The organism is Ralstonia sp. UBA689 (genome assembly GCF_002298975.1).
Taxonomy (GTDB): Bacteria; Pseudomonadota; Gammaproteobacteria; order Burkholderiales; family Burkholderiaceae; genus Ralstonia.
This window is the reverse complement of sequence record NZ_DBMV01000035.1, coordinates 16,886-38,778: the sequence shown is the minus strand read 5'-3', so window position 1 is coordinate 38,778 and position 21,893 is coordinate 16,886. Positions and strand designations below refer to the sequence as shown.

The window sequence follows — 21,893 nt, the reverse complement described above, 5'->3', positions numbered from 1 at the left end:
GCCGTCCGTGTGAATCTCAACCCCCGCCTTGAAGACGGAAATCCTGACACTCCCCGAAGGCGAGCCCCAAACCGTCGATCACGCACCTCCACGGGCTGAACTTGATCCTCCTGTGTTCAAGCTTGAACCGCTGCGGGCTGCACGCGAGCATCAAACACTCGCATTCCACTCTCCGAGGTCGAAAATTTCGACCTTGGACAGACGGCCTCGGCCCGCTGACGGTGGAATGTCAGCCTCAACTCGACGACTTCGACTCTTTGACGCCGAAGCATGGGTTTCGGAGAGCCGATGGAACGGATGTTTTTGGGCGGCGTACGGACCTCTGAGTCCCGCGCGTCGCTGTTTGATGGCGGAGCGTCACTCTCACGCTGGCGAAATCGAATGTTCGAGGGTGACGCTCGAAGCGAAAACTGCGGCGCTCGGCGGTCTATGGGGCAATGGCGCGGGGCAAAGAATCAAATCTGCCGGACCGAGGCGCGAACGCTGCACGCATTGGGCCGAGATGCGCGGCGGGCGCGCGGACTTTGGCGCTCGGAGTTCGAAATGCAGAATCAGATTTTTCCTCCCGCCCTCATCGCTATAGCTGCTCCCGCTGCCGCACCAACGGCAGCCGGGCGTAGCAACCTGCACAACAATTCTTAGAGAGACTGTCGCGCAAGCGGCGGTCCGCCTTCGTTCGCATGTATTGTTCATGGCGGGCCGGGCGGGGAGACCTTCGGGTCTGCCGGTCGTTCTCTACGGGCCGGTTTGCTACCCCCGCCGTCAGGCCCGCCACCCCGTGTAGCAACGAGATGGCGAGCCTCCAATGCAACTACTTAGAGAGGCCAACATGCCATCTTTCAAAAGCGGGAACCGCCCCGCATCCTTCCCATCACCACCACGCAGCAACTACGAACTCGGCGCACTCGCTGCGCGAGATTTCCTGCTCGACAAGCAACTCACCCTGGCCCGTTACAGGCTGTTTCGGCCATCGGAGCTGCGCGAGGTGCTTGAAAACGATGTCGGCGAGCAGTGCAAGGAATACCGTGCCGGGTTTCTCGATGCCATCGGCGCTTACATCTGCTTGACCCTGGAGGGGGCAGCCGGACCCAGCCAACTGGAATCCGCTGTCGGTGATGCGGGCGCGCAGGCTGTAAGCGGTTCTCAACCGCTCAGATAAGAAGAACGACGTCCTTACCCTTCCTCGCCGTCGGGCCGAGGGAGGCCTACGTCGGCGCGCCTAGCCAGGACCGCTGCGCTGGGTTTTGTCAGCGACTCTACGTGGCGAACGCGGCAACTATCGGCGAGCCAAGCAACGACGGATGGACGAGCAGGGCTATTCAGAGGCCTATCCGAAAGCGCCTGGCGACGCCCTCCTTGCAACAGAAATTCAAAGCGCCGCACAGAGCAGGAAAATCAAAGGCCGAACCGGCTGGGCACCCGCCAAAACAACAAGGCTAACCTCGCGAGGGGTTGGCCTTTGTCTTTTGACGTTCTGCCCTTGATGGCGCCTTGTATTTTTGTAAGCGGGCGGAAAAAGAAGGAGGCTTGTCTGAGCGCAGCGAGTTTGCCTCCTTCTCCGCCCGGTTACACAAATTCAAGGGGAAGTCGCCATCTCGGGCGCGCCTTTCTTTTGCTTACTTTTCTTTGGAAGACAAAGAAAAGTGAGTCGGGCCCGGCCGGGCCCGAAACAGGGGATGGACCACAAGAAAAAATTCAAGCCCGCATAAACAACCAAACCGTCAACACGATCCCCACCACCACCACAAACGCCCGCAGCACCCGCTCGGGCAACCGGTGCAGCAGCCAGGCACCCGCAAACCCGCCAGCAATCCCCCCAACGCCCAGCGCCACCACGGCCGCCCAATTGACCTGCGGCGAGAACGCAAACACCGCCACCGCAGACGCGTTCATCGTCATGGCGAGCACGTTCTTGGTGGCACCCGCCATGCGCACCTGCTGCCCGGCAACGGTCAGCGCTGCCAGCATGAGAAACCCGATCCCGCCGCCGAAGTAGCCGCCGTAGATGGCAATGGCGAACTGGATTGTCGCCAATGTCATGGTCGACATGCCGGCCGCCGCGTGCAGCGGTTTGCGCCGGAAGCTGCCCCACGCAAACACGCTGGTGGCGAACAGCACGAGATACGGCACGAGCTTGGCGAAGAACGACGGCGGCGTCGCCAGCAGCAACAGCGCACCGAGCACACCGCCGATCAAGCTGATGACGACGAGCCGCTTGAGCGAGAGATGATGCTCGCCTGCGTCCACGCCGCCGGCCAGCTTGCGCCCGGCAATCGACGACGTGATCTGGCTCGGGAACAGCGCGATCGTCGAGGTCATGTTGGCGGCCAGTGGGTTGAGCCCCGCCAGCAGCAGCGCCGGAAACGTGATGAACGACCCGCCGCCGGCCAGGGCATTCTGCGCGCCGGCATAGACGCCGGCCGCTGCGACGAGCAGGGCGGTGGAAAACGAAAGCGTGGTCATGAGAGCGGGTGTGTGCGTCCGGAACAAGCGCGCATGGTAATGGAACGCTCGCGTCCGTGCTTGCTACCGGAGTGAGGTGCCGCCCCCATGCCGGCGCAGCCACCACTCCACCACTTCAAACGCACCTTGTACCAGCAGCGCCAGCACGGCAGCGGGGATGGCGCCCGCGAGCAGCGTTGCGCTGTCGTTGAGGGCGAGCCCGGTGGCGATGCGCTCGCCGTAGCCGCCCGCGCCGATGAAGGCGGCGATCGTCGCCGTGCCCACGCTGATGACGGCAGCGGTCTTGATGCCGGCCAGGATCACCGGCAGCGCCAGCGGCAGATCGATCACCCGTGTGCGTTGCGCCGGCGTGAAGCCGAGCGCCAGTGCCGCATCGCGCAGGCCATCGGGCACCTGCTCCAGGCCGACGATGGTATTGCGCACGATGGGCAGCAGCGCATACAGCGCCAGCGCGATCAACGCCGGCACCACGCCGATCGATCCGACGATCGGGATCAGCATCGCCAGCAACGCCAGTGACGGAATCGTCTGCAGCACGCCCACCACCGCAAGGATCGGCTGCTTGACCGGTCGACGCGCGGCCACCAGGCCCAGCGGTACGCCGAGCAGCACCGCAACACCTGTCGAAATGGCCACCAGCGCCAGATGCCGCTGCGTGAGCCGGCCCAAGCCGTCGGTCAGTTGCGTGAAGAACGCTCGCGCAGACGCCTCGGCCGGCGCATTGCCGCGTCCGGCCAGGAACTGTCGCGCGACTTGCGAGAAGGACTTGCCTTCCAGCTCGACCGCGGCATTCATCGCCACCATGTCGTCGCGCTGGATGCGGCCGGCAAGCGCCGAGATGGCCTGCCACTGCGCGGGGTGCCGTTGCGCAATGTCGGCGCGGTAGAGCAGCACGGCGTCGTAGCGGGGGAAGACGTGCGCGGTGTCATCGAGCACGCGCAGGTGTTCGCGGCGGATTTTGGCATCGGTTGAGTAGATGTCGATCGCGTCGACCTGGCTCGCGCGTAGCGCGTCATAGGCGACGCCATGATCGAGGCCGGTCGGATGCTGCGGTAGGCCGTAGCGTGCGGCGATGGCCGGCCAGCCGTCGGTGCGGCCGAGGAATTCATGCGACAGGCCCAGGCGCAGTGCCGGGTGCGCGGTGAGGTCGGCGAGCGTCCGGATGTGCTCGCGTTCGGCATCGGCTTCGCGCATGGCGAGCGCATAGGTGTCTTCAAAGCCGAGCGGCACGCCGGCGGCCAGCCCCATCGGCGCGAGTGCGCGGTTCACGTCGGCCAGCAGCGCGGCCTGGTCGGGGTTGGCGGCAACCGTAGCCGGCAGATGCAGGATCTCGGCGGCGATGGTGCCGAGGTAGTCGGGGTAGGCGTCGATGCTGCCGTTCTTCAGCGCGGCGAAGACGATAGCGGTGTTGCCCAGGCCGGGCACGTGTTCGGCGGGGCCGAGCGGGGCGGCGGTCTGCGTGAGGATTTCGCCCAGCACGTACGACTCGGTAAAGCGCTTGGAGCCGATGCGCAATGGCGGGTCTGCGAATGCCGCCGTGCTGCACGCCAGGAAGCTCAGCGCCAGCCACGTCAAGGCACGCTGCAGAAGGGGACTACGGATCAGTCGCCGTGTATCCAAAGTTCCTTGAGGTCGGTCAGGCCCCAGTCGCGGGGTTCTTCACGCGAGACGATCTGGTCGCCGGTTTGCGCCAGGTCGATCCACTCGGGCGCAATCCGCGTGCCCGACGATATCGAGAAGAATACCTTGACCGTGGGCGAGAGCAGCGCGTCCGGCGCATGCTGGATGACCACCGCCAGCCGCCCCGAGCGCAGCCGCACCAGCGACCCCACCGGATAGATGCCCACGCTCTTGACGAAGGCGTTGAATACCGCCGGGTCAAAATGGTTGCCGCGCCATTCGACCATGCGCTGGATCGCGTAGGCGGCTTCCCAGGCTTTCTTGTAGGGGCGGTCGGACGTGACCGCGTCGTACACATCGCAGATGGCGCCCATGCGCGCAAACAGCGAAATGCCTTCGCCGGCCAGCTTGTGCGGATAGCCCGTGCCATCCATGCGCTCGTGGTGATGGAGGCAGACGTCGAGCGCGATGTCGCGCATGTTGCTGTCGCCCACCAGGATGTCGTAGCCGGCCTGCGGGTGCACGATGACCGAGCGGAATTCGTCGGCGGTGAGCGCGCCGGGCTTGTTCAGCACCTCGGGTGGGATGGCGATCTTGCCGATGTCGTGCAGCAGGCCCGCCAGGCCAGCGTCGCGCACCTCGTCGTCGGACAGCGCGAGCTGGCGCCCGAGCGCCACCATCAGCGCGCACACGGCCACGGAATGCAGGAAGGTGTAGCGGTCTTTCGTCTTCAGGCGTGCCAGGCTCACCAGTGCGCTTGGGTGGCGGTCGACCGAGCCGGAAATGGCTTCCACCAGCGGCAGCGCGTCACGAGCCTCGATGATGCGGCCCATGCGCGCGTCGGCAAACATGGCGTGCACGGCCACCTCGGCCTTGCTGATGAGGCGCGCGGCGCGGCGCATCTCCTCGGCATAGCTGACCGGGCGCGGCGCGATGGCCGTCTCGGCCGAGGTGATGGGCGGGGCGGGAGGCTCGGGGGCCAGTGGCACAGCATTGGCGGCAGCCACGTCGGTGCCGCGGGTGGTGTCGATCCACACCTCGCGGATGCCGCTGGTGCGCAGGCGCTGCAACTGGGCGGCGTCTTCGACGCGAAAGTGGGCCCGCCAGAACGGGTGGTCCAGCCACGAGCCGACAAATTCGTCCAGGTACATGCCCACCCGCAGGTGTTCGATGGCGATGCGCTTGCGCATGTTGATATTGACGTCCACACAGTCCGGGCCGTGGCCGGGCGGTTCGCGCAAGGGAACGCTGCCGTGCCAGGGGTGCATTCCTTCTTATCGGACGCGCGGCACGGGGCTTGAGGGAGGGGAAATCCGGGCTCGCATTGTGGAGCCTCTGCGCAGGCGGCGCGCAGAAAAAAACAAGGCGGCCGGATGGGCCGCCTGGTAAGCCGGCACCGGGGCCACACGGGCACCCGGCATCGGGGAGGGAGAGACTGAATCTTGGGGGGGGCGTTGCTTACGCTTATTGACCGTCGGTGAACGGATCAGCCTTGCCGACGAGAGCGCCGTCGGTGTACGGATCGGCCTTGCGCAGTTGGCCGTCGGTGTACGGGTCAGCCTTGCCCAGGGCGCCGTCGGTGTAAGGGTCGGCCTTGGCAGCGCGGGCGCCATCGGTGTACGGATCGGCCTTAGTGATGGCCTGGCCGTTGGTGTACGGGTCCTTGCCCTGCACGCCGGCGGCAAAGGCGGGAACGGCGGCAACGGCGATCAGCGAGGCGAGAATCAGGTTCTTGGTCTTCATAATGAGCTCCACGGTTGGGCGGGGGTGGGCATTGCTCGGGGGCAGGTTCGCTGCGGTGCGGCAACGCGATTGCATAAGCTTAGTCGTTGCTTGATGGGTAAAAAAGCGATTCTCTTAAACTCTTTGTTCAAAAAATAAGAACAATTGTGCTCCATCAAGCACCGCAATCTGCACATAAGTCATTGTTTTGACACGTGAATGTGAGATGCGGGATAACCCTTAATGCAAACATCTGACGGCGGGCCCCGAAAAAAATTCCTGCAGAGGGTGCGGCGGATTGTTGCGTCGCATTACAAACCTGGGGTTCCCCCTCCCTTCAGTAGGGTGGTTCGTCGCTAAACATTCCACGCAGATGGTCGTTGATGCAGGTGAGGGCGACGTTTTACGCCCCGCTGCTGCAAGGAAGACCATCATGAACATCACCACCGCTTCCATCGCTCGTTTCGAGGTCGACGGCGTCGCCTATCAGGCGCGGCTGTTCGCCATGCCGTTTCACGTGCCGGAAAACGGCCGCGTGCGCGCACATGCCATTGGGCGGCCGGAGATGCCCTTCGGTGGCGTGCACGTGCTGGCCAAGTGGCTGGAAGCGCGCGTGCTGCCCGAGGGCGTGGGCCTGGTGATGGCCGACCGCCTGTTCTCGCACGGGGCGGTGGAACAATGGTCGGGTGCCGACGGCGCGCGCGCGGCCAAGGTGCTGTCGCAGGTAGCCCTGGGTGGCAAGAGCGGCCACCGCCTGTGGCGCAATACCGTGGCGGGCGGCTTTCGCGACGAAACCGCGTTCTTTCTGGGCGCGGCGTTCGTGCAGACCGATGCCGCCGTCGAAGACATCCGCCTGCTGGGCGACCTGATTCCCATCGACGAATGGTCGGGCGTGGCCGATGCCGCCTCCACCATGATGGGCCTGCACCTGTATCGCCCGGACGAGCCGGAGACGCCGGTGGACTGCGCGCTGCTGGCGCCGTCCTGGACGGAAGCTGCCTTGGAACGCGCCGACGGCTACCGCGCCCTCACGCTGCTGCATTCCTTTGCCGAAGACGACGAGGACATCCACGTCGACATCGAGCTGCTGCCGCCGGGCCAAGTCGTGCTGCAGGTGGAGTCTTGCTCGACGCGCTTCTCGGCACGCTTCGACCCCGAATTGCTGGGGCGGGACATGACCGATGCGCTGTTGCGCGACGCGCTCGCCCTGCAGCACGGCGCACCGGCCAACCTGCACTGACCGGGCGCATCAGCGCAACCTCTTCTTTCACCTGCTTATTTGGTGGGCGCGTTCCACGGGTACGCCAGCCATGTGTCGAAGCGCCTGGCGAATTCGCCGCTCTCCATGGTTTGTCGCAGCCACTGGTCGACGAAGTTCTTGAACACCACGTCGCGCGGCAACAGGTAGGCCTTCTCCGAGAAATCGAACGGCGCCTCCGGGTGGACGGCGCACAGCTCCGGGTGCAGCTTCTGCTGCAGCCGGGTTTCCACCGCGTCGGTCATCATCAGGTCGGCACGGCCGGCGACGATCTCGTTGAAGATCGTCACGTTGTCCGGATACACGCGGATCTGCGCCTGCTTCAGATGCTCGCGCGCGAACTTCTCATTGGTGCCGCCCGGGTTGACCACGGCGCGCACGCTCGGCTGGTCGATCTGCGCCAGCGTCTGGAACTTGGCCTGGTTCTCGCAGCGCGTGATCGGCGTCTTGCCGTCGCGTTGATACGGGATCGAGTAGAACGCCTTCTTCTGCCGCTCCAGCGTCACGGACACGCCGCTCATGGCAATGTCGTAGCGGTCGGCCGCAAAATCCTGCATCAGCGTTGACCAGGTGGTCGGCACCACTTCCAGCTTCACGCCGAGCGCTTTGGCCAGGCGCTCGCCCATCTCGACGTCCAGGCCGATGAAGCGGCCGTCGGCGGGGTTTTTGTAGCTGAAGGGTTTGTAATCGCCGGTGGTGCCGACGCGCAGCGTACCGCGGGCGAGGATCTCGTCGAGGCGGCTGGTGGTCTGTGCCACAGCGGGCGCGGCGATGCAGGCGCACAGCAGCAAGGCGCTGGTGCGGATGAAGCGGTTGAACATGGCATTCCCCATCTAAGAAAGAAAAAAGGCGCGGCTGCCGTGGCACCGCGCCCGAGTCAGCGCGAGCTCACTGCCCGGAAGTCTTGTTCCATTGCAGCGCGTTGAGCACCGCCAGCGACATTGCCGTCACGCCCGTCTTGATGGACGGCCCCGGCACCGGCGCGAACAGCGGCGAATGGTTGCTCGGCAGCGGCTTGGCGCCCGGCTTGAGCGAGGCAAAGAACGTCTGCGGATCGTTCACGCCGATGAAGAAGAACATCGACGGAATGCCCGCGTCCACGAACGCCGAGAAATCCTCGCTGGCCGTGATCGGCTGAACGCGCAGCACGCGGTCGCTGCCGAAGGCGGTCTTGAACATCGCCTCGGTGCGTGCGACGACGGTTGGGTCGTTGTTGACGGCCTTGCCGCCCTCGGTGATCTTGATCTCGGCTTCCGGCGCGCCCGACATCTCCGTCACCGCTTTGGCCGTGCGGCGGATGCCGTCGAGCATCTTCTGGCGCACCGCCGGCTTGTACGAGCGGATCGTCCCGCGCAGCAGCACGCTGTCGGGGATGATGTTCTCGGCGCTGCCGCCCTGGATGGCACCGATGCTGACCACGCCGAATTCCTGCGGGTCTTTCTCGCGGCTGATCACGCTTTGCAGGTCGACCACGAAGCGCGCTGCCATCATCACCGGATCAATGGTCTTGTCAGGTGCGGAGCCGTGGCCGCCGCGGCCCTTGAAGGTGATCTCCAGCCCGTCGGAGTTGGACGTGATCGGGCCGCTGTTGAAGACGATCGAACCATACGGCCCGGGGCCCGTATGCAGCGCAAACGCATAGTCGGGTTTGGGGAAACGCTTGAAGAAGCCGTCGTCGATCATGCTCTGCGCGCCGGCCACGGTTTCCTCCGCCGGCTGTGCGACGAACACCAGCGTGCCGTGCCAGCGATCCTTGAGCGACACCAGCGTCTTGGCCGTGCCGACCCACGATGCCATATGCAGATCATGCCCGCAGCTATGCGCGACCCCGACGTCTTCGCCTCGCCATTTCGTGCGCACGTGGCTGGCGTACGGCAAGCCGGTCTTCTCTTCCATCGGCAGCGCGTCGAGTTCGGTGCGCACGAGGATGGTCGGGCCGGCACCGTTGCGGTAGACCGCCACCACGCCGGTCTTGCCCACGTGCTCTGTCACCTCGAAGCCGATCTTGCGCATCTCATCGGCCAACTTGGCGGCGGTGCGTGTCTCCTGGAATGCCAGCTCCGGATGTGCGTGGATGTCTTTGTAGAGCGTGTCGAGCTGGCCATACTCGGCATTGACGGCCGCATCCACCGCCGGCTTGATCTGCGCCACGTCGATCCCACCGCCCGTGGCCACTGGCGCCTGTGCCGGCGCTGGCGAAGCGCCGCCGGTGCCGGTGGAAACCTGCGCAAAGGCCGGCAATACCGCACCGGCCATCAGCCAGGCCAGAACAGTCCGTTTCAGGCGCTTCAACTGCTTCGGGCGATGGGTCATGGGAGTCTCCTTGGCTCGCGTCGTTGTGGGGTAAGTCGTTGCTTCGTCAATCGATTGGATTATGCAGCGCGATTCAGACACGTGCACCCGGGAGCATCCCCAAGTCGGTGGGCGGAAATCAGAGGGACGGCATATCCGCGCGGCTGCCGCGCTTGGCACTCGATAGGCGCTTTCCTAGACTGGGTTGAGTGTGCCGTTTTAGAGATCGAAACGCGGATGAATTCGACTTCCTGTCTACAGCTTGCGTTTCGCGATGCCCCGCCCGGGGAGACGGCGATATGCGCGGCGCTGGAAGCCGCGCAGCGGGTGCTTGAGCGCAGCGGTGCGTCGCCGCAACGGGCCTTCGAGGCCTATCAGGCATTCGTGACCGGTGTCGGTAGCCCCGACGCGCTGGCGCTGGCCTTTGCCCGCGCCGAGGCCGAGGCGATGGATGCCCTGGCCGCGCACGGATATGTCCACTACGGCACAGTCAGCCTCGCCGTGCTTTAGCTTTCGCGTCTGTCGTCGTCAGACTTCCGCCGACTTGCCGCCCAGCCGCCGCGCTGTCTCCGATATGTGGCGATGGATGCGCGCGAGGAAGTCGATTTCGGCTGCGCGCGTGGGCGAGTGGCCGAGCGCCTGCGATAGATGCGTTGCCACGAACGATGATTGCGGTGCCAGCATGCTGATCAGGCGCAGCAGTTCGCGGCGGGCCTGGGCGGCGTCGTAGCCGAGCTGGTCGGCCAGGGCCAGCAGGGCGTCCTGGTCGATGGCGTCGTAGCGCTCTTGTGCGTCGGGCGTGCGTTCGCCGTCGAGTGACAGCGCTTCGGCATCCCATTCGTTGGCATAGACGGCGGCGCAGAACAGGTGATCATGCGCGGCCACGCGGATGCCATCGGTGCCGATGTGGAAATGCAGCGTGCCGGCCGAGGCGTTGCGCCCGCCAATCAGCAGGCAGAACACCATCCAGCGGAACAGCGAAGCCGCGGCGGCAGCCGGGTCGGCGCACAGGCGTGCGCATTGCGCGACCTGCTCGACGGTGATCGGCAGGAAGCGGTGTTGAGGCGAAAGCCCCAGCAACTGCACGGCTGAGACCACATAGCGTGCCTGCACGAGCGCGGTGTCGTCGCTCTTGCAGCGCAGGGTGCGGTCCAGGCGCTGCACTACGGCGGCAGTTTCAGGAAACTGACGCAGGCCGATGAAAGGTGTTTCCAGCCCGATGCTGCGGCCAAGCAGCGTGGCCCAGCAGTGGTTGATGGTGGCGTACGGCAGATGGCTGCCTTCGCCCAGGTCCAGCCGCACGAAGTGGCTCGATTGCGCCGCATTGGCCGGCGCGGAAAAACGGCCCAGCCACATCGACACCGGCAGGCCGTTCGAGGCCAGGAAGGGCAGGCGGATTTCATCGGATTCCGCCTTGGCGCTGACGCCGTAGCGCGCGCGCGGTTCGGCCACCCGCAGCGGCGCGGCCTCCCGCGGGCGTCGGACGCTTTGCAGGAACTGCTGCACGACGTCGCGTTCGGACAGGCCGTCGGCTCGGCCGTTGCAGGGCTTCAAGCCCATAGGCACCAGCGCCAGCGGTCCGTCCAGATGCGCCGCCGCTTGCGCCAGGTGCTCCAGCGCGGCAGCCGCCGGCATGGGCGCGTCGCGTGCCGGCTCGGGCAGCAGGTATTCGAAGAAGTGGCGTACCGACTGGGTCTTGGCCGTATCGGCAATCATGCCGGCGGCGCGCGGCAGGTGCGGGCTCAGGTCAAAGCCCTGCGAGGCGGTCTGCCAGCGAGAATCGTATGCGAACGCCCAACCGCTGCGGCCGCCCGACAGTTGACCGATCAGATGCTTGTTCAGGTAGACGTCCAGCATGCGCGTATCCAACGTGTTTGACTGGAGAGTGCGTGGTCGGCCGTGCCGCGGAGGATCCGCCAGCAATCGGGAATCGCGCCGGCGTAAATGCGCCATGGCGATTCCTCTGCACGCCCCTCATCGACCGAGGCCCGAGCATAGCAAAGAAAATCCGTATAACCGCCGGAAAATCCGATTTCGGTGATGCAGGTTTCTGAAATCGGATTATCGAATTGTTAAGATCAGGTGCGCGAAATCCGATGTATTTGATATCTACTTCAGTTTTGAAATTTTTTTTAATCGGTGTGTAGATCGCGCAGTGGCGCCATGGAAGAAGTTTCCATGGCGCTCGATGGACGGGTATTAATTACAACGCGATGATTTATCGCATCCGCGCGAGCAATTTGTCGCGCTGCACGAATTCGTGCCAGAGTGCCCCCACAATGTGAAGGCCAACGATGAAATACACCGCATTGCCGACAAATTCGTGCGCTGATTTAAGCGTTGACTTCAAATCGGGGTTTTCAGCCACGAGCCGGGGCAGCGTCCATGTCAGGAAGGGCACCTCTTTGCCGCCGGCCTGTACGAACACGATGCCGCTGATGGGCAGCGCGAACATGACGGCGTACAGCATCCAGTGCACCAGCCTGGCGCTGGCGACCTGCCAGGTCGAGCCGATTTCTGCCGGAGCGGCGTAGCGCCAGCGCGCCCAGACGCGTACGCAAGCGAAGAGCAGGACGCACTGCCCCAGCATCATGTGGATGGACGTGAACAGCGCACGTTCGGCCGAGCCTTTGGGCAGCGTGCCCTTGTATTCGATGGCTGCCAGCGCACCCGCAAACAGCAGGAACATCAGCCAATGGAGGATGACGGAGGGGCGCGCGTAGCGCTCGGGGGAGTGGGTCATGGCTACCTCTTTTGGGGGGAGCCACGACCTTAACCCAGATGACGCCAGCGCAATTTGATTTCGTCCGGCAACCTGGGCGAGTTCGTCTGGCGGCAACCAATCAGCGACCGGAACGCAAAAGCGAATCCTTCTCGTTGGCGGTGCTGGTCGTTTTGGCATTCATCTTCTTACCTGGGGCCAGCACACCGGTCGACAGCGACGTGCCGAGCAGGATCACCGCGCAGCCGATCAGCATGTTGAGCGTCAACTGCTCACCCAGGAACAGGATGCCCCACAGGACGCCGAACACCGGGATCAGGAAGGTGACTGACACCGCGCGAGTCGGCCCCACATGTGCCACCAGTCGGAAGAACAGGATATAGGCGACGCCCGTGCACGCGATGCCCAGACCGATCACGTGCAGCCACACGCTGCCGGTGGGTGTCTGCGCGGGCCACAGCCAGAACGCCAGCGGCGCGAGCACGATGGCTGCTGCCAACTGGCTGCCGGTGGCCACCGTCAGCGGCGGCACGCCGGTCAGGAAGCGCTTGGTGTAGCTGCTGCCCACGCCGTAGAACAGGGTGGCCGACAACGCTGCCGCCACCGCCAAACCACCCTGCTTGGCATCGATGGCTGATGACCCGCCCACCAGCACGATCACGCCGACAAAGCCGATCGCCAAGCCCAGCACGCGCAGCGAAGACATCCGCTCGCCCAGCCACGCAAAAGCAACGATGGCCGCGAACAGCGGTGCCGTCGCGTTCAGCACCGATGTGAAGCCTGCCGTGAGCGTGAGTTCGGCATAGGCGAACAGGCAGAACGGAATGGCCGAGTTCAGCACGCCCACGGCCAGCAGGTGTGGCCAGTGCATGCGCAGTGTGCCCAGGCCCCCGCGCCAGGTCAGCACCGGCATCAGGAAGCATGAGGCGATCGCCACGCGCAGTGCGATCAGCGCGACCGGCCCGAACTGCGGTGCGGCCACGCGCATGAACAGGAAGGAGCCGCCCCACAGGGCGGCGAGCGTCAGGAGTTCCAGGACATCGGAGCGGCGCATGGGGGAGTCTCGTTATCGTTGTGTGAAGGTTGGTGCCGGCCTGCCGCCGGCAGAGCAATCGGGCGTCATTGTCCGCGCTTCTTGTGCTTCATGCTGGCATGAGCGCCAGCATGCCTTGGCGGCCGTCATCAGGCATCGGCAGGCGTTCGCCAACCTGTGCGGGATGGCCTTCGAGCCGCAACAGCGCCGCCTTGCGGGGCAGTCCACCGGCGTAACCGGTGAGCGCACCATCGGCGCCCACCACGCGGTGGCACGGGATGGCGATCGAGATCGGGTTGCGTCCGACCGCCGTGCCCACCGCGCGCGCATGCTCGCGCGTGAGGCCCAGGCGTGCGGTGATCTGGCCGTAGGTGCTGCGCTCACCAAAGGCGATCTCGCACAGCAGGCGCCAGACATCCTGCTGGAACGGTGTGCCGGCAGGTGCCATCGGCAGATCGAAGATTTGCAGCCTGCTGGCAAAGTAGGCCTCGAACTGCGCCTGCGCCTCGCGGACGACCGGCACGCCCGTCCCCAGAGGCAGGCGCCCCGCATTCACGGGGATCGTCTTCTGGCCGAGGAAGAACGCGCCGGTCAGGTGCGACTCGGTGGCGGTCAGCAGCAGATTGCCGAGCGGGCAGGCGAAGGTGTGGCGATACATGGCGGTCAGCTCGAAACGGTGTGAGGCAACGTAGGGGGCAAGGCGTCTTCGCGGTGCCAGAGGTGCATGGCCGCATACGCGCGCCACGGGGCCCAGGGTTCAGCGCGCTCGACCATGACGCGGCGCGTGGGCAGCGTGCCGTCCCCATTTGCCAGGCGCTTGCGCAGCACGTAGTCGCCCAGCGGAAACGCGTTTGGCCAGCCCAGTGCGCGCATGGCGACGTATTGCGCGGTCCATTCGCCGATGCCGGGCAACGCCTGCAATGCGGCCAACGTGGGGGCCAGCGGCACCAGCGGTTCGAGCCGCAGGCGGCCATCGTTGATGGCGCGGGCGAGTTCGACCACGGCGGCGGCGCGGCTGGCCTGCAGGCCGGTCTGGGCGGACAGTGTTTGGGGATCGGCCTTCGCCAGTGCGGCAGCGGACGGAAACGTCATCGACAGCCCCGGCCGCGTGTCATGCGCCTGCGTCAACGGCGTGCCATGCGCGGCCGTCATGCGCGCCAGGATGCGCCTCGCCTGCGCCAGAGAGATGACCTGCCCGGCAATGGCGCGCACCGCGATCTCGAAGCCGTCCACCGCACCCGGCACACGCAGGCCGGGCGTGTCGGCCGCCAGCGCGCCAAGATGCGCGTCGACCAGATCGGGCCGGCTGTCCAGATCGAACAGCCGCCGCGCGCGTGCCAGCACTGGTGGCATGGCGTGCAGCAGGCTCGCTGACAGCGTGAGCGCCACCGCATGACGGTGCGGCACGTTGCGCGCGTGCAGCCACCCGGTGTGCCGCGCGCCGCCGTAATCGACGGTGATCGTGCGTGCGTAGTTGTCGGCGTCGACCACCTCCACACCGCCGACCGCGCGAGCGCGCAGGAAATCCAACAGCGCATGCCACGCAAACGGAGGGCGGTAGCCGAGCATGAGCGTGGGGCCGTCGTCGGTGCTTGCCGAGGTGGCGGTAGCAGCAGCGCGGGCACGTAGACGCGTGGGCGCAAAACCATAGTGCTCGGCGAACCCGCTGTTCAGCCGCCGCACGCTGCCAAAGCCGGATGCAAAGGCAATGTCGCCGACGGGCATGGCGGTATCCGTCAGCAGCTGCTTGGCAAGCAGCAGGCGCTGCGTCTGCGCATATTCGACCGGCGAAACGTCGAACTCGGCGCGGAAGATACGTCGCAGGTGGCGGTCGGTCACGCCCACGGCGGCGGCCAGTGCGGCCAGGTCGTGCTCCTGCAGGAAGCCCTCGTCGATCATGCGGGCGGCTGCGCGCGCGAGGTTCGACGACATCTCGGCCAGGCTGTGCCCGGGCGCTAGCTCCGGCCGGCAGCGCAGGCAGGGGCGGAAGCCCGCGCGCTCGGCGGCGGCGGCCGTAGTGAAGAAGCGGCAGTTCTTCTGCTGCGGCGTGCGCACTGCGCAAACGGGCCGGCAATATACGCCGGTGGAAGTCACGCCGACGAAGAACCAGCCGTCAAAGCGCCGGTCGCGCGATTGCACGGCGTGGTAGCAGGCGTCGTGGTCGAGATGCATGGTGGAGGTCGGGGAATCCGGGAGCTAGTCTAGCCCTGTCGGGAGGCGCGGGTTCGCCGGATTCGGACATCTCCCTGGGTGCCGGGAGATCGGCAGTTCGGCACAATGCAAACACAACAACACATCAGGAGATCGGCATGTCGAAGACCATCGTCATCACCGGCGGCAGCCGGGGCATCGGCCGCGCCACCGCGGTGCTGTGCGCGCAACGCGGCTGGTCTGTTGCGTTGCAGTATCACGGCAACCGCCAAGCCGCCGAGGAGACCATCGGCCTCATCGAACAGGCTGGTGCTCATGGGCTGGCGGTGCAGGGCGACGTGTCGAGCGACGAGGACGTGATCGCCTTGTTCGAAGCGGCGGCGGGGCGCTTCGGGGCGCTGCATGGCGTGGTCAACAACGCCGGCATCGTGGCTGAGGCGCAGGACGTGGCCGACATGACCACGCACCGCCTGCGCACGATGTTCGAGACCAACGTGCTGGGCGCTTTCCTGGTGGCGCGCGAGGCAGCGCGGCGGCTGTCCACGTCGCGCGGTGGAGTGGGCGGCTCGCTGGTCAATGTGTCGTCGGCGGCGTCGCGGCTGGGCTCGCCGAACGAGTATGTCGACTACGCCGCGTCCAAGGGCGCAGTCGACACCATGACGCTGGGCCTGGCGCGCGAGCTTGCCCGCGACGGCGTGCGTGTGAATGCCGTGCGCCCCGGCCTGATCGAGACCGACATCCACGCCTCGGGTGGCCAGCCCGACCGCGCGCAACGCCTGGGCGCCGCCACGCCCATCGGCCGGCCCGGCATGCCGCAGGAGGTGGCCGAGGCCATTGTCTGGCTGCTCTCCGATGCCGCGTCGTATGTGACAGGGGCCTTGCTGGATTGCAGCGGCGGCCGCTGATCCTCCTTTCACGCAGGGGCACGCTGAGCGACGCCCCAAACAACCCCCTTCGCCCCAGCCGACCCCGCATGGCATCGAGACCACATGCGGGGTCAGTTGAAAGCTTGCGGATTGGGCGTGCATCGTGCACGCCCTTTATTGTGGGCGATCAGGCGTCCGCGCCGGCGCGGAACGTATCGCACTGGCGGATATCCCCGCCGTCGAAGCCCTGGCGGAACCAGTGCATGCGCTGCTCCGACGAGCCGTGCGTGAAGGCGTCGGGCGCGACGCTATGGCCGGCGTTGCGCTGCAGGGTGTCGTCGCCGATGGCGTGAGCGGCGGTGAGTGCCTGTTCCAGATCGCCGCGCTCAAGCAGGCCGCGCTGCTGCGCGTAGTGGCCCCAGACGCCGGCCAGGCAATCGGCCTGCAGCTCCAGCTTGACCGACAGCGCATTGGACACACGCTGCGGCTTGCCGGCCTGTGCGTGGCTCACCTTTTCCGACACACCCAGCAGGTTCTGCACATGGTGGCCCACTTCGTGCGCGACGACATACGCGGCGGCAAAGTCGCCCGGCGCGCCAAAACGGCGGCGCAGTTCGTCGAAGAAGCCAAGGTCCAGGTAGACCTTGGTATCGGCCGGACAGTAGAACGGGCCGACGGCCGAGGTGGCATCGCCGCAGTCCGAGCGGATGCCCTGGCGGAACAACACCAGCTTGGGCGGCTGATAAGCGCGGCCGGCCTGCTTGAATAGTTGCGACCACGTATCTTCGGTGTCGCCCAGCACGTGCGTGACCAGCGATTTGCTGCGGTCGTTGTCGGTCTCGCCTGTTGGACTGGCTTGGCGGGCGGGGCTGTGCGGCGTGGACTGCACGGGCGTGTTCTGCGACACCTGCATCACCATGCCGAGGATTTCCAGCGGGTTCTTGCCCATCAACAGGCCGACGACGGCCACGATGGCGATGCCGCCGATGCCCAGCCGCATGCCGCCACCACCGAATCCACCGCCCGAGGATGCGCGTTCATCCTCAACGTTGTTGCTTTCGCGCATGTCATCCCAACGCACGTGTTTCTCCCTTGATGCACTGGCCCCGGCGTCACACCCGGTAAACTTTGCAAAGTCTACCCGCCCTGCATGCGCGCAGGCACGCCGCGGGATCGGAAAATCGTCTGCATCCGGGGTAGATGCGAGCGCTGACAAGGGTTGGCAACTGTTTTTGGCGTTGCACAAAACGCGGCAGGAAACTTGCTAGCCAAGGCTGCTCCGCCGCCCCTTGCACAGGGCACCTTCGCGCTGTCACGCGTGTGTCATGCGGCGGATCCCGAATAACGATCGGCAGTGCAGGGCGCTGCCGACCCACGATCCCGAGTCCTCACCATGCGTTTGCCCGCTTCGATTACTGCCCAGCCGCCCGATCCCGCTGACGCGCCGCATATGCTCGCCGCGCATGTCGACCCGGCGGAGGTGTCCGACGTGCAGCCAACGCCCGCCGAGCGCAAGCCGTGGTGGGCACGTGTGTCGAGCGCGATTGCGCGTGGCGCATTCACCAATGTGGTGGCGGCACTCATTGCCGTTACGGGGGCGATCTATGTGGGAATGGTTCACGCACCGTGGGTGCGCAGCCTGGCCGGATACACGCCCACCGCCGAGCAGGCCGGCCATGCGATGAGCATGGCGGTGGCCGCGAGCCGGGCCGGTGCCGCCATGTCACAGCCGGTCGACTCGGCGCAGGCGGCGCAGCCCGACCCGGTGGCCGTGGCTCGCGACCGCATGGAGCAGCGCGTTTATGGGCAGGTGCCTCAGGGCGCCACGCGCGCCGTCGCGCAGACGGAGGCCGTCGACGATGGCGCACCGGTGCTCGAGAGCGGTAGCCCGGCAGCCAGCGGCGCGCGCCGACACCATCGCCGCGCGCGGCATGCGTATCAGGGCGGCAGCGCGTGGAACGCGCACTGGTACAAGGGCGCGTAACAGGTAACAGATCAGGACGCCAGCCGCAGCGGACGATCGGGCCCGGACTCTTCCAGCGCCTGCACGGCTGCCACCAGACGGCGCAGCGCGACCATGTCGACCCTGTCGTCGTGAAAGGGGGTGACCAGCGGAATCCAGGTACCCGAGAACATGGCGTGCCTCAGTGCAGCAGCGCGTGTGCGCGCTTGAGCGGTGCGATGCGGCCGAGCGTGGCACGCGGCAGGCCGCGCAGCAGGGCGCCGATCACCGTGTCGACATCGGCATGTGCGAGTTCCAGATCGACGGTGACGGCATGACGGCGTGCATCGTGCTGAACGATGTACAGGCCCAGTGCTTCGCCCAGCAGCACATGCAACTGGCGGCGCACCACGTGCGGCGCATCGCCCGGCACCGTTACGCGCAGGCACACGTAATGGCGGGCAGGCGTGGCAACCACGCGAGGCATCGCGGCCGGCGAGGGCGGCAGCAACTGCGGAACGAGCGAAGACAGGAGCATGGATCGGCCCATGATGCAGTGGCGATGGTTCGCATCGCCATGGCGTTGAACATGTCGACACCGTATCGCTTCGCTCGTAAAAACCGTGAAAAAGGGTTGCGATGCAGCATAAAGAACGCGTAAACGTTCAAGCGGCTCAGGCCGTGCGCCCTGTGCGGCGGCGCAGCGCGATGATCGTCAGCGACACGCCGCTCACGATGGCCGCCGTCAGCACGTAGTAGCTGGGGGCCAGCGTATCGCCCGTCGCGTGGATCAGCCACGTGATGATGAACGGCGCGAACCCGCCGAACAGCGTCACGCCCAGGCTGTAGCCGAGCGACAACCCGGTCGAGCGCACGCGTGTGGGGAAGATCTCCGACATGAGCGCCGGCATCGGGCCCGAATACGCCGCCTTGAAGATGCCCGATACCGCTTGCAGCAAGAGCAGGGCGCCGATGGTCGGGTGCGCACGCAGGAGCGCGAACATCGGATAGATCAGCAGCAGCATCAGCACGGAGGTGGTAAGCATGATGCGGATGCGGCCGATCCGGTCGGACAGCGCGCCCATGACGGGTGAGAGCAGGAACTGCAGCCCGCCGTTGAGCACCACCACCCCGAACGACTGCGCGGCAGGCAGGTGCAGTTGCTTGACGGCGTACGTCGGCATGTAAAGCTGCAGCACGTATACCGACACGGTGGATTGCGCCACCACGCCTACCGCCAGCAACAGGTTGATCCACTGCGACTTGAAGGTGGACTCGGGGGCGGCCGTCGTCGTCGTCTTCTGTTCAGCGATGAACTCAGGCGTCTCGTCCAGATGGCGGCGGATGTAAAAGCCGACCGGCCCGACCAGCAGCCCGAACACAAACGGCAGGCGCCAACCCCAGCCCTCCAGCTCTGCGGTCGAGAGTGACGCCGTGAGCAGCGCGCCAAAGCCCGAGGCGAGGATGGCCGCCAGACCCTGGCTGGCGAACTGCCAGCTTGCGTAATAGCCGCGCCCGCGCGTGCTGTGCTCGACCATGAAGGCGGTCGCGCTGCCGAATTCACCACCTACCGCAAAGCCCTGCACCAGGCGCGCGAGCAGGATGGCAACCGGCGCGACGATGCCGATCTGCTGGTAGCCCGGCATCACGGCAATCGCCAGTGTGCCGACGATCATCAGCAGGATCGACAGCGTGAGCGCGGCCTTGCGCCCTTTGCGGTCGGCATAGATGCCTAGCACGATCGCGCCCACCGGCCGCGTGATGAACGACACGCCAAAGCTGCCCACCGCAAACAGCAGCGACACCCACTCGTCTTCGGCCGGAAAGAACAGCTTGCCGATGATGGGCGCGAAGAAGCCGTAGACGAGAAAGTCGTACCACTCCAGCGCATTGCCGATCGACGACGAGACGACGATGCGGCGCGCATGGGCTGCATTGGATGGCACGGGGCGAGCGGGCGCAGCAGCGCCTGCCGCAGATGGGGCGGTCATGTCGGGTTCCTTTGGTGCGGCTGGGTTCGTTGTTATGGGTACCGCAGCGCGCACCGCCCGCCCAGCCTGCGGGCCAGCGCGCCAAAGCCGGTTTAGAAGCCCACCGCGTGGCCGTCTCTGCGGCTGTCGCTGGCGGCCACGTAGCCGTGGTCGGCGTCGTCCGACAGGCGCCAGATGAACTGGCCGGAGCCGAAATCCATGTACGGATCAGCCACCGATTTGAGCTTGTGCCCGCGCGCTTCCAGCGCGGCCACGGTGCCGGCGTTCATCGTCGCTTCCACGTCGAGCGTGAAATCGCGGTTGACCTTCCAGCGCGGCGCATCGCACGCGGCCTGCGGCTGCTGCTGATAGTCGAGCATGCGCACAAGCGTCTGCAGATGGCCCTGCGGCTGCATGTCGCCGCCCATCACGCCAAAGCTCATCTGCGGCTTGCCGTCCTTGGTGAGGAAGGCCGGGATGATGGTGTGGAACGGCCGCTTGCCGCCCGCCACCACGTTGGCCGAGCGCGCATCCATCGAAAAGCCGAACCCCCGGTTCTGCAGGCTGATGCCCGTGCCCGGTACCACCACGCCCGAACCGAAACCCATGTAGTTGGACTGGATGAACGAGACCATCATGCCGTTCTCGTCCGCCGCGGTCAGGTACACCGTGCCGCCCGCGCGCGGCATGCCGAAGGTAGGCACCTGCGCGCGGTCCATGTTGATGAGCTTGGCGCGCGCATCGAGGTACGCATCGTCGAGCATTTGTTCGGGTGTGACTTCCATCGAGCGCGGGTCGGCCACGTACTTGTACAGATCGGCAAACGCCAGCTTCATTGCCTCGATCTGCAGATGTTGCGAATCGGCGGAGTCGACCGGCAGCGCGCCCAGGTCAAAGCGGTCGAGAATGCCCAGCGCGATGAGCGCCGCAATGCCTTGGCCATTCGGCGGAATCTCATGCACGTCATAGCCGCGGTAGCGCTTGCTGATGGGCTTGACCCACTCGGGGCGATAGTCGCGCAAGTCCTGCGCGGTCATGGCGCCGCCGCATTCACGCGCATAGGCGGTGATGCGCTCGGCAAGCGTACCTTCGTAGAAATCACGGCCCGTGGTCTGGCCGATACGGCGCAGCGTGGCGGCGGCGTCCGGCAACGCGAACTTCTCGCCGACTGTCGGCGCGCGGCCGTGCGGCATAAAGGCTTGCGCATAGCCGGGCTGGTTCTGCAGCTCGGGAATCGCCGCCGCCCACTTGTGCGCGACGATGGGCGCGACGGTGTGGCCGCGCTCGGCAATCTCGGCGGCGGGCTCCAGCACGTCGGCAAACGGCAGGCGGCCGAAGCGCTCGTGCAGCGCGGCCCAGGCCGAGATGGCGCCGGGCACCGTCACCGCATCCCAGCCGCGTGTGGGGCGCTTTGGGTTGCCGGTGGCGTCTTCGCCGTATTTGCTGCGGAAGTAATCGAGGTTCCAGGCCTGCGGCGCGGTGCCGGAGGCGTTCAGGCCGTGCAGCTCCTTGCCGTCCCACAGGATGGCGAAGGCATCGCTGCCCAGGCCGCACGAGACGGGCTCGACGATGGTGAGCATGGCCGCCGCCGCAATGGCCGCATCTACGGCACTGCCGCCCGCGAGCAGCATGCGCAGCCCGGCCTGCGCTGCCAGCGGGTGCGAGGTGGAGACAACGTTGCGCGCAAACAGCGGAATGCGCACGGTGGGGTAGGGGTTCTTCCAATCGAAGCGGTGGGACATGGCGCGGCCAAAGCGAAAAGAGAGGGACGTTGCCGACGATTATTCGCGCGTGGCGAAAATGAATAAAGCTAAAATTCGTTGGACTCAGATTAAGAAAAACTTGAGTATCGCC

General features: G+C 65.9%; 21 protein-coding genes. 5 read left to right on the top strand and 16 right to left on the bottom strand.

Features of this window, described 5'->3' with window-relative positions; translation table 11 throughout:
* Positions 1-805 precede the first annotated feature (805 nt).
* Positions 806-1,159 (top strand): hypothetical protein, encoded by a 354-nt coding sequence (locus B4F51_RS16515; protein WP_296227277.1) that lies wholly within the window; start codon positions 806-808, stop codon positions 1,157-1,159.
* Between the two features lie 536 nt (positions 1,160-1,695).
* On the opposite strand, the gene B4F51_RS16510 is transcribed toward B4F51_RS16515, so the two are convergent.
* From B4F51_RS16510 to B4F51_RS16495, 4 genes are all read right to left on the bottom strand, one after another.
* The gene (locus B4F51_RS16510; protein ID WP_296227275.1) at positions 1,696-2,463 is read right to left on the bottom strand and encodes a sulfite exporter TauE/SafE family protein; all 768 of its coding nucleotides are present in this window, start codon (positions 2,461-2,463) and stop codon (positions 1,696-1,698) included.
* Between the two features lie 63 nt (positions 2,464-2,526).
* A complete protein-coding gene (locus B4F51_RS16505; RefSeq protein WP_296227273.1) occupies positions 2,527-4,083 on the bottom strand; it encodes a glycine betaine ABC transporter substrate-binding protein in 1,557 nt (518 codons plus the stop codon).
* A complete protein-coding gene (locus B4F51_RS16500) occupies positions 4,065-5,273 on the bottom strand; it encodes an HD-GYP domain-containing protein (protein WP_296227280.1) in 1,209 nt (402 codons plus the stop codon). Before B4F51_RS16500 ends, B4F51_RS16505 begins: the two co-directional genes overlap by 19 nt.
* Positions 5,274-5,547: 274 nt before the next feature.
* Positions 5,548-5,826, bottom strand: a complete 279-nt coding sequence (locus tag B4F51_RS16495) for a hypothetical protein (protein ID WP_296227271.1) — start codon at positions 5,824-5,826, stop codon at positions 5,548-5,550.
* A 412-nt stretch (positions 5,827-6,238) separates the two neighbouring features.
* Between B4F51_RS16495 and B4F51_RS16490 the strand changes: the two genes are divergently transcribed.
* On the top strand, positions 6,239-7,045 hold the full coding sequence (locus B4F51_RS16490; RefSeq protein ID WP_296227269.1) for a hypothetical protein: 807 nt from the start codon (positions 6,239-6,241) through the stop codon (positions 7,043-7,045).
* A gap of 35 nt (positions 7,046-7,080) precedes the next feature.
* On the opposite strand, the gene B4F51_RS16485 is transcribed toward B4F51_RS16490, so the two are convergent.
* Positions 7,081-7,884 (bottom strand): transporter substrate-binding domain-containing protein, encoded by an 804-nt coding sequence (locus B4F51_RS16485; RefSeq protein WP_296227267.1) that lies wholly within the window; start codon positions 7,882-7,884, stop codon positions 7,081-7,083.
* Between the two features lie 67 nt (positions 7,885-7,951).
* Positions 7,952-9,376, bottom strand: coding sequence for a M20 family metallopeptidase (locus B4F51_RS16480; protein WP_296227265.1), 1,425 nt, complete (start codon positions 9,374-9,376; stop codon positions 7,952-7,954).
* Between the two features lie 216 nt (positions 9,377-9,592).
* Here B4F51_RS16480 and B4F51_RS16475 point away from each other — a divergent pair, with 216 nt between their 5' ends.
* Positions 9,593-9,865: a hypothetical protein gene (locus tag B4F51_RS16475; RefSeq protein ID WP_296227263.1), complete on the top strand. Its 273-nt coding sequence runs from the start codon at positions 9,593-9,595 to the stop codon at positions 9,863-9,865.
* A gap of 18 nt (positions 9,866-9,883) precedes the next feature.
* Here B4F51_RS16475 and B4F51_RS16470 read toward each other — a convergent pair whose 3' ends face one another.
* The 5 genes from B4F51_RS16470 to B4F51_RS16450 form a co-directional block, all read right to left on the bottom strand.
* Positions 9,884-11,212, bottom strand: coding sequence for a HipA N-terminal domain-containing protein (locus B4F51_RS16470; protein ID WP_296227261.1), 1,329 nt, complete (start codon positions 11,210-11,212; stop codon positions 9,884-9,886).
* A gap of 361 nt (positions 11,213-11,573) precedes the next feature.
* Entirely contained in the window at positions 11,574-12,098 is a 525-nt protein-coding gene (locus B4F51_RS16465; RefSeq protein ID WP_296227259.1) for a cytochrome b, read from the bottom strand.
* A gap of 100 nt (positions 12,099-12,198) precedes the next feature.
* Positions 12,199-13,131: a DMT family transporter gene (locus B4F51_RS16460; protein ID WP_296227258.1), complete on the bottom strand. Its 933-nt coding sequence runs from the start codon at positions 13,129-13,131 to the stop codon at positions 12,199-12,201.
* Between the two features lie 88 nt (positions 13,132-13,219).
* Positions 13,220-13,768, bottom strand: coding sequence for a methylated-DNA--[protein]-cysteine S-methyltransferase (locus B4F51_RS16455; protein ID WP_296227256.1), 549 nt, complete (start codon positions 13,766-13,768; stop codon positions 13,220-13,222).
* Between the two features lie 5 nt (positions 13,769-13,773).
* Positions 13,774-15,282 carry a DNA-3-methyladenine glycosylase 2 family protein gene (locus tag B4F51_RS16450; RefSeq protein ID WP_296227254.1) on the bottom strand — a complete coding sequence of 503 codons (1,509 nt, stop codon included), beginning with the start codon at positions 15,280-15,282 and terminating at the stop codon, positions 13,774-13,776.
* A gap of 137 nt (positions 15,283-15,419) precedes the next feature.
* Here B4F51_RS16450 and B4F51_RS16445 point away from each other — a divergent pair, with 137 nt between their 5' ends.
* Positions 15,420-16,166 carry an SDR family oxidoreductase gene (locus B4F51_RS16445; RefSeq protein ID WP_296227252.1) on the top strand — a complete coding sequence of 249 codons (747 nt, stop codon included), beginning with the start codon at positions 15,420-15,422 and terminating at the stop codon, positions 16,164-16,166.
* A gap of 148 nt (positions 16,167-16,314) precedes the next feature.
* Here B4F51_RS16445 and B4F51_RS16440 read toward each other — a convergent pair whose 3' ends face one another.
* On the bottom strand, positions 16,315-17,208 hold the full coding sequence (locus B4F51_RS16440; RefSeq protein ID WP_296227249.1) for a KPN_02809 family neutral zinc metallopeptidase: 894 nt from the start codon (positions 17,206-17,208) through the stop codon (positions 16,315-16,317).
* A gap of 312 nt (positions 17,209-17,520) precedes the next feature.
* Here B4F51_RS16440 and B4F51_RS16435 point away from each other — a divergent pair, with 312 nt between their 5' ends.
* A complete protein-coding gene (locus B4F51_RS16435; RefSeq protein WP_296227248.1) occupies positions 17,521-18,111 on the top strand; it encodes a hypothetical protein in 591 nt (196 codons plus the stop codon).
* A gap of 11 nt (positions 18,112-18,122) precedes the next feature.
* Here B4F51_RS16435 and B4F51_RS16430 read toward each other — a convergent pair whose 3' ends face one another.
* The 4 genes from B4F51_RS16430 to B4F51_RS16415 all read right to left on the bottom strand — a co-directional run bounded on the left by B4F51_RS16430 (position 18,123) and on the right by B4F51_RS16415 (position 21,781).
* Positions 18,123-18,263, bottom strand: coding sequence for a hypothetical protein (locus B4F51_RS16430; protein WP_296227246.1), 141 nt, complete (start codon positions 18,261-18,263; stop codon positions 18,123-18,125).
* 8 nt (positions 18,264-18,271) lie between these two features.
* Positions 18,272-18,607: a hypothetical protein gene (locus B4F51_RS16425; protein ID WP_296227244.1), complete on the bottom strand. Its 336-nt coding sequence runs from the start codon at positions 18,605-18,607 to the stop codon at positions 18,272-18,274.
* 136 nt (positions 18,608-18,743) lie between these two features.
* Entirely contained in the window at positions 18,744-20,060 is a 1,317-nt protein-coding gene (locus B4F51_RS16420; RefSeq protein ID WP_296227243.1) for an MFS transporter, read from the bottom strand.
* A 92-nt stretch (positions 20,061-20,152) separates the two neighbouring features.
* Positions 20,153-21,781, bottom strand: coding sequence for a gamma-glutamyltransferase family protein (locus tag B4F51_RS16415; RefSeq protein ID WP_296227242.1), 1,629 nt, complete (start codon positions 21,779-21,781; stop codon positions 20,153-20,155).
* Positions 21,782-21,893: the final 112 nt, after the last annotated feature.

Bases quoted from the DNA above. Each gene is read 5' to 3' on its own strand.
- B4F51_RS16515 (WP_296227277.1), top strand. From the start codon at position 806: ATGCAACTACTTAGAGAGGCCAACATGCCATCTTTCAAAAGCGGGAAC.
- B4F51_RS16510 (WP_296227275.1), bottom strand. From the start codon at position 2,463: ATGACCACGCTTTCGTTTTCCACCGCCCTGCTCGTCGCAGCGGCCGGC.
- B4F51_RS16500 (WP_296227280.1), bottom strand. From the start codon at position 5,273: ATGCGCAAGCGCATCGCCATCGAACACCTGCGGGTGGGCATGTACCTG.
- B4F51_RS16495 (WP_296227271.1), bottom strand. From the start codon at position 5,826: ATGAAGACCAAGAACCTGATTCTCGCCTCGCTGATCGCCGTTGCCGCC.
- B4F51_RS16490 (WP_296227269.1), top strand. From the start codon at position 6,239: ATGAACATCACCACCGCTTCCATCGCTCGTTTCGAGGTCGACGGCGTC.
- B4F51_RS16485 (WP_296227267.1), bottom strand. From the start codon at position 7,884: ATGTTCAACCGCTTCATCCGCACCAGCGCCTTGCTGCTGTGCGCCTGC.
- B4F51_RS16480 (WP_296227265.1), bottom strand. From the start codon at position 9,376: ATGACCCATCGCCCGAAGCAGTTGAAGCGCCTGAAACGGACTGTTCTG.
- B4F51_RS16475 (WP_296227263.1), top strand. From the start codon at position 9,593: ATGAATTCGACTTCCTGTCTACAGCTTGCGTTTCGCGATGCCCCGCCC.
- B4F51_RS16470 (WP_296227261.1), bottom strand. From the start codon at position 11,212: ATGCTGGACGTCTACCTGAACAAGCATCTGATCGGTCAACTGTCGGGC.
- B4F51_RS16465 (WP_296227259.1), bottom strand. From the start codon at position 12,098: ATGACCCACTCCCCCGAGCGCTACGCGCGCCCCTCCGTCATCCTCCAT.
- B4F51_RS16460 (WP_296227258.1), bottom strand. From the start codon at position 13,131: ATGCGCCGCTCCGATGTCCTGGAACTCCTGACGCTCGCCGCCCTGTGG.
- B4F51_RS16455 (WP_296227256.1), bottom strand. From the start codon at position 13,768: ATGTATCGCCACACCTTCGCCTGCCCGCTCGGCAATCTGCTGCTGACC.
- B4F51_RS16450 (WP_296227254.1), bottom strand. From the start codon at position 15,282: ATGCATCTCGACCACGACGCCTGCTACCACGCCGTGCAATCGCGCGAC.
- B4F51_RS16445 (WP_296227252.1), top strand. From the start codon at position 15,420: ATGTCGAAGACCATCGTCATCACCGGCGGCAGCCGGGGCATCGGCCGC.
- B4F51_RS16435 (WP_296227248.1), top strand. From the start codon at position 17,521: ATGCGTTTGCCCGCTTCGATTACTGCCCAGCCGCCCGATCCCGCTGAC.
- B4F51_RS16430 (WP_296227246.1), bottom strand. From the start codon at position 18,263: ATGTTCTCGGGTACCTGGATTCCGCTGGTCACCCCCTTTCACGACGAC.
- B4F51_RS16425 (WP_296227244.1), bottom strand. From the start codon at position 18,607: ATGCTCCTGTCTTCGCTCGTTCCGCAGTTGCTGCCGCCCTCGCCGGCC.
- B4F51_RS16420 (WP_296227243.1), bottom strand. From the start codon at position 20,060: ATGACCGCCCCATCTGCGGCAGGCGCTGCTGCGCCCGCTCGCCCCGTG.
- B4F51_RS16415 (WP_296227242.1), bottom strand. From the start codon at position 21,781: ATGTCCCACCGCTTCGATTGGAAGAACCCCTACCCCACCGTGCGCATT.